Here is a 6,715-nt window from a genome sequence, read left to right on the forward strand (position 1 = left end):
GCTTTCAAAGTATATTAGGGGTAGCGATAAACATATACTCTTAGGATTTGTAAGGGGATGGGTTGAAGGCAAGAGTGTACCAGAGGCTAGAGAGAATATAGCGAAGCTCTTGAGGCTATCAGGATATGGAGATGTTATATATGAGATAATGAATAAGCCTGTATACTGTAGATGCGGAACTGAGGTTGTGGTAAAGGTTCTAGAGAATCAGTGGTTCATAAACTATGGAGATGCCGAGTGGAAGTCCAAGGGTCTAGAGCTTCTGAATAGCATGTATATACAACCACCAGAGATGAGAGAGTATATGGGGGAGCTGATAAAGGGTTTAAGAGAGAAGCCCTGTGCAAGAACCAGGGGTTTGGGGACACAACTACCATGGGATCCTGGGTGGATTATCGAGAGCCTCAGCGATTCTACAATATATATGGCTTTCTACACCATATCCCATAAGATTAGAAACCTAATTAAAGATCCCTCTAGGATAGATAACGATCTGTGGAATTACATATTCCTCGGCAGGGGCAGTGCTAATGAAATCTCTGCTAGATATGGAATTAGGAGAGAGGATCTTGAGGATCTTAGGAAGGAGTTTCTCTACTGGTACCCACTAGATCTGAGGGTAGCTGGTAAAGATCTTGCTAATAACCATCTACTCTTTTTCATAATGAACCACGTAGCTATCTTCCCAAAGGAGCTATGGCCCAAGGCCATGCTGATCCATGGGTGGGTGTTGAGAGATGGGAAGAAGATGTCTAAGAGCCTAAGAAACATACTCCCAGTTTTCAGGGCTATAGATATCTATGGTAATGATGTTGTGAGGGTAGTTCTATCTATATCCTCAGAAGTTGGCCAGGATCTAGACTTTAGACATGAGATAGCATTGAGCGTTTCGGAACATCTTAGAAAGATCTACGAGCTTGTTGAAAAGCTCTTCAGAACTCCTCGAAGGGATATGGCAACAGATTTAGATCGCATATATGCTTCTAGAATCTCTAGAGCATTGTTAAGGGCCGATGAATCCCTTGAAAAGCTAAAGGTTAGAGAGGGAGGGATTAAGCTGTTATATGATGTTACCAACTATTTCAGCGAATATATACAAAGTAGTGAGGGCATCTGGTCTGAGATGATCGAGCTTCTTAAAATCTGGATAATAATGTTATCAATATATATACCACACATTGCTGAGGAGATATGGCACGAGATCCTTGGTGAGAGGGATTATATTGTTAAGAAGAGCTTTGATAGAGAGGTATTGAGGAGATATATAGATATCAGAGCAGAGCTAAAACACATCTATCTCACACGATTGAAAGAGGATATAACAGAGATATCCACACTCCTTAAGAGAAAACCATCTAAAATAGTTATCTATGTAGCTCCTAAGAATGATATGGCAATACTAATAAGATCTATCGAGGCTCAGAGAAAAGGTGAGGGGATTAGATCTGTTATGGAGATGTTCCTTGCAAGCACCTCTAGAGAGGTTAGGGGTGAAGAGGCTGCCAAGATAAAGAAGATCTTTGACTATGCATCAACAATACCAGAAGATATAGCTGATATGATCATGAGCATACCAGATCTAGAGGAGATCAAGATCTTGGAGGATAGCTTAGAAACACTCAAAAATATCATAGGGGTTGCAGAGCTCCAGATATACTCTGCGGATGATGTAAGTGCGCCAGATTATAGGGGTAAGAAGAAGGAGGCACTACCACTCAGACCAGGGATATATATAGAATAAAATAAATATTATATTATAATTATTTGATAGGTCAGTAGGTAGATCAGTATGGGCGATGGTGTAGTTAATTTCTTGGCAGGACTTATATATGGGTTCTCTCTAGCCGTTCCTCCAGGCCCTATGAATGCGCTAATAGCTAGCAGGTCCCTTGTATCATTTAAAATAGGCTTTCTCACAGGCTTAGGAGCTATGACCGCTGATTTTATATTAATGATTATCACATATTTTACATCCAATATAATAGATAGCAATATAATTAAGGTTATATACGTAGTTGGAGGGTCATATATGATTCTTTTAGCATTGTTAATAGCTAAGTCAAACCCAGAAAAAGATGTGAAAAATAGAGGAGGCAGATCTAAAACTGCAAACAGTTTGGTCTCGTACTCAACCTCACTAGCTCTTGGGCTTACAAATCCCTATCAGATCCTCTGGTGGCTCTCGGCTGGGCTCTCATTTCTCTCCATATTTGGCCCAGCCGCTATAACAGGGCTATTTATAGCGATATTAATATGGATCACTTTTTTCCCACTCCTGGTTAGAGCTGGCTATTACTATGGAGGTAGAGTCACAATAATAGCTATAAAGGTTTTCTCCATAGCTGTCCTCCTAACATTTGCAGGATTGATCCTATATGAGGGGCTCTGGACTTTGCTAGACCTGAGAACTCGATAATTAACACCCCCTAGATAGGGCTTTAAAGCTATATCCTGAGCTATTACAACTGAAAGCCTCGCTCTTTAGGGCGGGGATGTTGTTAATGCTTATAAGCTTTGCTCCACAATCCTTTTGGGCCTCGGCGGGCCAACCTCTAATAGCTATAACACCCCTATCTCTATGCCCGCAGGGGCCCGAGCGTGATATCTTGATCAGAACGGTGATGCTAAGGCTACTGCCAGATGAGGTGGCTGAGGAGAGGCTAAAATCACTCTGTAACCTCTCCTCAAAGCTCTGGAACGAGATCAACTATGCTAGGAGGAGAATGTTCTTCGAAACCAAGAGAGTAGATCTTAAGCAAACATATAAGGAGTTCTATGAGAGGTATAAGAAGATAATTGGATCTGCTACTACACAGCAGGTTCTGAATAAGAATGATGAGGCTTGGAGAGGCTTCTTCTCATCTTTGAAGGCTAAGAAGGAGAGAAGGCTACCACCATTCATAAAGAAAGTTAATCCACCTGGATATAGGAAGAGGGGTGGGAGGAGAACCCTGTGGACAGTCCTCAGAAATGATCAATATAGGATTGATGGTGAATATATAGTTATTAAGGGCTTGGGAGCTATAGGATCTATAAGGGTTAGATACTCTGGGAAGATACATATAGCTGGGAGGCAGGGTAGGGCTGAGATACACTACGATGCTGATGATAAGAAATGGTATATGTATGTATCATATGAGGTTGAGGAGAAGGTGATCAGGGGCAGTAGCTTTAGGATCCCACTTAAGCCTAATGGAAATAAAGAGGCTGGCATAGACATAGGCATCAATAACCTCTTAGCCGTCTATGTTGATGACGGATCTGCATTGCTTGTCAATGGAAGGCCCTTGAAGGCTATTAGCTTCTACTGGAGGGAAAAGATATCTGATTATCAGAGTACTCTGAATAAATATGGTTTTAAAACATCTAAGAGGCTTAGGAGGATGTATAAGAAGTGGAGGAAACAGATCAAGAGCTATATTGACTGGGCTGTTAGGAACACGATAGAATGGCTATATAGTGAAGGTGTTAAGAGGATATTCGTTGGTCATCCGAAATACGCTTCTCAAGAGCCTAATAAGAGCTCTAAGATTAACTTCGAGATTATCCATGTATGGAGCTATGGATATCTATTGAGAAGATTGAGAGATGTTGCTGAGGAATACGGGATAGAGGTTGAGCATGTTGATGAGAAGGATACATCTAGGACATGCTCGATATGCAGAACTATAGAGGGTCATGAGAGAATATCGGGAGGGCTGTTCAAATGCTATAAGCATAATATTGTATTTAATGCAGACCTCGTGGGAGCATTTAATATCTTGGCTAAAAAGAAGGCCATAACCCCGAGCCCCGCACTATGCGGGGTAGGGGTAATGGGCCGGAGACCCGGCCCAGGGCTAAACCGAGCAATAGCTCGGGATGTAGCCCAAACCTCCCCGCCCTGAAGGGCGAGGGTTCCCCCTAGGGCGGGGAGGAGGTCAGCTGTCTAGTACCATGCCTAGTTTTATACACTAGGTTAGGCATTTATTTGCCTCAATTGCTTATAAAAACATCCCTATTTATTCTCACCCTAAAAAGATAGGGCTTTAGGTATATTAAAAAGCCAGCTTAAAAATCTCTGGGTTATAAGCTAGCTCTTCTTACTCTCCTCAACAACCATCATTGTAGTTGTTGATCTCACCTTAGGCATTCTTCTTATATGTCTAACTATTATCTCCCTTAGCTCATCCTGAGACTTAGCTGAGACTAGCGCTACAACATCATATACTCCATACACAATATATACCTCTGTAACTCCTGGAACTTTTAGAAGCTGGTTGAACACCTCCTCTTCCGCACCCACATCTGTATTTATCAAAACGATTGCCTTACTCATCGGAACCATCCTCATATTTATGTCTATAGACCCTTTTATAATTTGTTTAGTTACACATATAACTTATTAGGGCTATGTTTTCATAATATATTAATGTATGCACTTACCAAAACTATCGATTCATGTTACGGGAAGAGGTAGTTTGGAAAAGCTATGGTTAGCCTTATATGAAATCTTTTGATCCCATTATCAGCCTTATAGGCTCTGAATTAGAATGTTGGTAGGACTAAAAATGCCAGCAATAGAGGTTGGGAGGATCTGTGTTAAGCTTAGAGGAAGAGAGGCTGGGAAGAAATGCGTAATAGTAGATATAATAGACAGTAATTATGTTCTTATAACAGGGCCTAAGGAGATCACGGGTGTTAAGAGAAGAAGAGTAAATATAGATCATATCGAGCCCACAGAGAAAAAGATCTCTATACAGAAAGGCGCATCGGATCAAGAGGTTATTGAGGCTATTAAAAGAGAAGGGCTCGAAGAATATATGAAGGAAAGGATCAAGGTACAACCAACAAGGCTTATAATGGTAGTCAAAAGCTAGCCCCTTTTCACGATATTCCTACAAACAGTTTTACTTTTGTGACTGGGGTAGAAATAATTAAATTATGGCTCTCTGTATTAAGCTGTGTCTTTCTATACCTCTTAGTACTATTTATAGGTGAACACAGAATGTCTATCCAAGCCATATCTCCTTAATGCCATATCACTCTCTTTAGAGTGAAAACTTAGAAACGAGGGATACCTAAATCATTGTGACCCTGGGCTTTCCAGAGCCTTAGGCGATAAGCTTACGGTGAGGTGACACGGGAAGACCGTGATGAACTAGTAGTATCTAACACATGAAGGTAGGGCTCGAATGAACAGTAGCCTAGATAGCCTCTTCTACTCTAGATGACTAGGTTTTCAACTTTGTATATAATGTACTAATATAGAGGAAGATCTAGATTTTTAGATAGCTAGCATAAGGCTTTTTCAGCAAAGATCCTCCTTATGGGACCTGATCTCTTGCATATCCTCCTTATAACCTCTTCAACAGGTGTGTCACCGCTAAACCCCTCCTTGAAATATACACCTGTCCTTCCATGCTCATCCCTCCTAGTAAGCACTCTAACCCTTTCAATAACCGTGTCCAGCGATACGCCTAATATCTTGGCAACCTCAGCTTCATAGCCTATCACAGGTCTCTCTATATGCCCCCGCTCGGTTGGGATTATAAGCTTTAGCCTTTTATCCACACCTGGGACTCTAAGCCCTGCTAATATCTCTTCAAGTCCTACTATGCCGCCGAATGCAAAGAACTCCCTCTCTGTTTTAGATGGTTCGCCGAGGTATTTAGTGATTGTTATCATATCCTGTGGATCGAGGTAGAGATACATGGCAGGGGTTTTCATAGGTGTTGCAACAATTATCTCTCCCCTATATATTCTCCATCTCTTTTCAAGACACGATACGAGGATGTTGATAGAAACCTCACCCATAATCGCTATATCTACATCGCTATCAACACTCACATCCCCCCTCGCTATGGAGCCATAGGCGTAGCCCTCGATACCGCATTTCTTAAGCTCCTGCAAAATCTCCCTGGCTATTCCCCTCTTCTCCTCTAAGATCTCAAATCTCCTCTTATCATAGACAACCTCTACTATATCCCCTCTAACATCTACCTTTCTTCTCAAGCCTCCCGCTCTAGATCTCGTTAGCAATATATTATAGTTGATGATAAGGATCATATATTGTCAAAGATACCCATTGGAAAGGGTTTAGGAGCTTCATTATAAGAGGTGTATTATTTAATGCTAGCAGTATTATGTTCCTTCTAACCATTGTGATAGATACTTCTTTTGCTCCTCAGTAAGCTCCTCAATCTCTACGCCAAGTGAGGATAGCTTAAGCCTAGCCACAGCACTATCTATATCATATGGAACATTATATACCCTGGGCTCGAGTTTACCCTTATTCTTAATTAGATATTCTACGGAGAGGGCTTGGTTCGCAAAGCTCATATCCATCACCTCACTTGGATGCCCCTCTGCAGCCACTAGATTTACAAGCCTACCCTCTGCCAGGAGATATAGTCTTCTTCCATCCCTCAGCATATACTCTGTGACATTCGGCCTCACAACCCTTTTCGAGACAGAGATCTCCTCTAGATCTTTAACAGATACCTCAACATTGAAGTGCCCTGCATTAGCTAGTATAGCCCCGTCCTTCATGAGCATCATATGCTCCCTTCTAATCACATCCTTATTACCTGTTGCTGTAACGAATATATCGCCAACCTGGGCCGCTCTAGCCATGTTCATAACCTCGAAGCCGTCCATAAGCGCCTCTAAAGCCCTTATAGGGTCTACCTCAACTACTATAACCCTAGCACCCATACCCCTAGCCCTCATAGCT

At 41.8% G+C, this 6,715-nt stretch carries 7 protein-coding genes; 4 read left to right on the forward strand and 3 right to left on the reverse strand.

Features of this window, described 5'->3' with window-relative positions; genetic code table 11:
- From QXE01_10725 to QXE01_10735, 3 genes are all read left to right on the forward strand, one after another.
- Positions 1-1,741, forward strand: a 1,741-nt coding sequence (locus tag QXE01_10725; GenBank protein ID MEM4971710.1) for a class I tRNA ligase family protein, incomplete at its 5' end; no start/stop codon positions are given.
- Between the two features lie 48 nt (positions 1,742-1,789).
- Positions 1,790-2,416 carry a LysE family translocator gene (locus QXE01_10730; protein MEM4971711.1) on the forward strand — a complete coding sequence of 209 codons (627 nt, stop codon included), beginning with the start codon at positions 1,790-1,792 and terminating at the stop codon, positions 2,414-2,416.
- A 190-nt stretch (positions 2,417-2,606) separates the two neighbouring features.
- The gene (locus tag QXE01_10735) at positions 2,607-3,887 is read left to right on the forward strand and encodes a transposase (GenBank protein ID MEM4971712.1); all 1,281 of its coding nucleotides are present in this window, start codon (positions 2,607-2,609) and stop codon (positions 3,885-3,887) included.
- 185 nt (positions 3,888-4,072) lie between these two features.
- On the opposite strand, the gene QXE01_10740 is transcribed toward QXE01_10735, so the two are convergent.
- Positions 4,073-4,318 (reverse strand): Lrp/AsnC ligand binding domain-containing protein, encoded by a 246-nt coding sequence (locus QXE01_10740; protein ID MEM4971713.1) that lies wholly within the window; start codon positions 4,316-4,318, stop codon positions 4,073-4,075.
- Between the two features lie 232 nt (positions 4,319-4,550).
- Here QXE01_10740 and QXE01_10745 point away from each other — a divergent pair, with 232 nt between their 5' ends.
- Complete coding sequence (locus QXE01_10745) at positions 4,551-4,859, forward strand: 50S ribosomal protein L14e (GenBank protein ID MEM4971714.1); 309 nt, start codon at positions 4,551-4,553, stop codon at positions 4,857-4,859.
- 415 nt (positions 4,860-5,274) lie between these two features.
- On the opposite strand, the gene QXE01_10750 is transcribed toward QXE01_10745, so the two are convergent.
- A complete protein-coding gene (locus tag QXE01_10750; GenBank protein MEM4971715.1) occupies positions 5,275-5,994 on the reverse strand; it encodes a nucleotidyltransferase domain-containing protein in 720 nt (239 codons plus the stop codon).
- 129 nt (positions 5,995-6,123) lie between these two features.
- A partial coding sequence (locus QXE01_10755; protein MEM4971716.1) for an adenosylhomocysteinase occupies positions 6,124-6,715 on the reverse strand: 592 nt, incomplete at its 5' end.

This window comes from Sulfolobales archaeon, from assembly GCA_038897115.1.
GTDB lineage: Archaea > Thermoproteota > Thermoprotei_A > Sulfolobales > AG1 > AG1.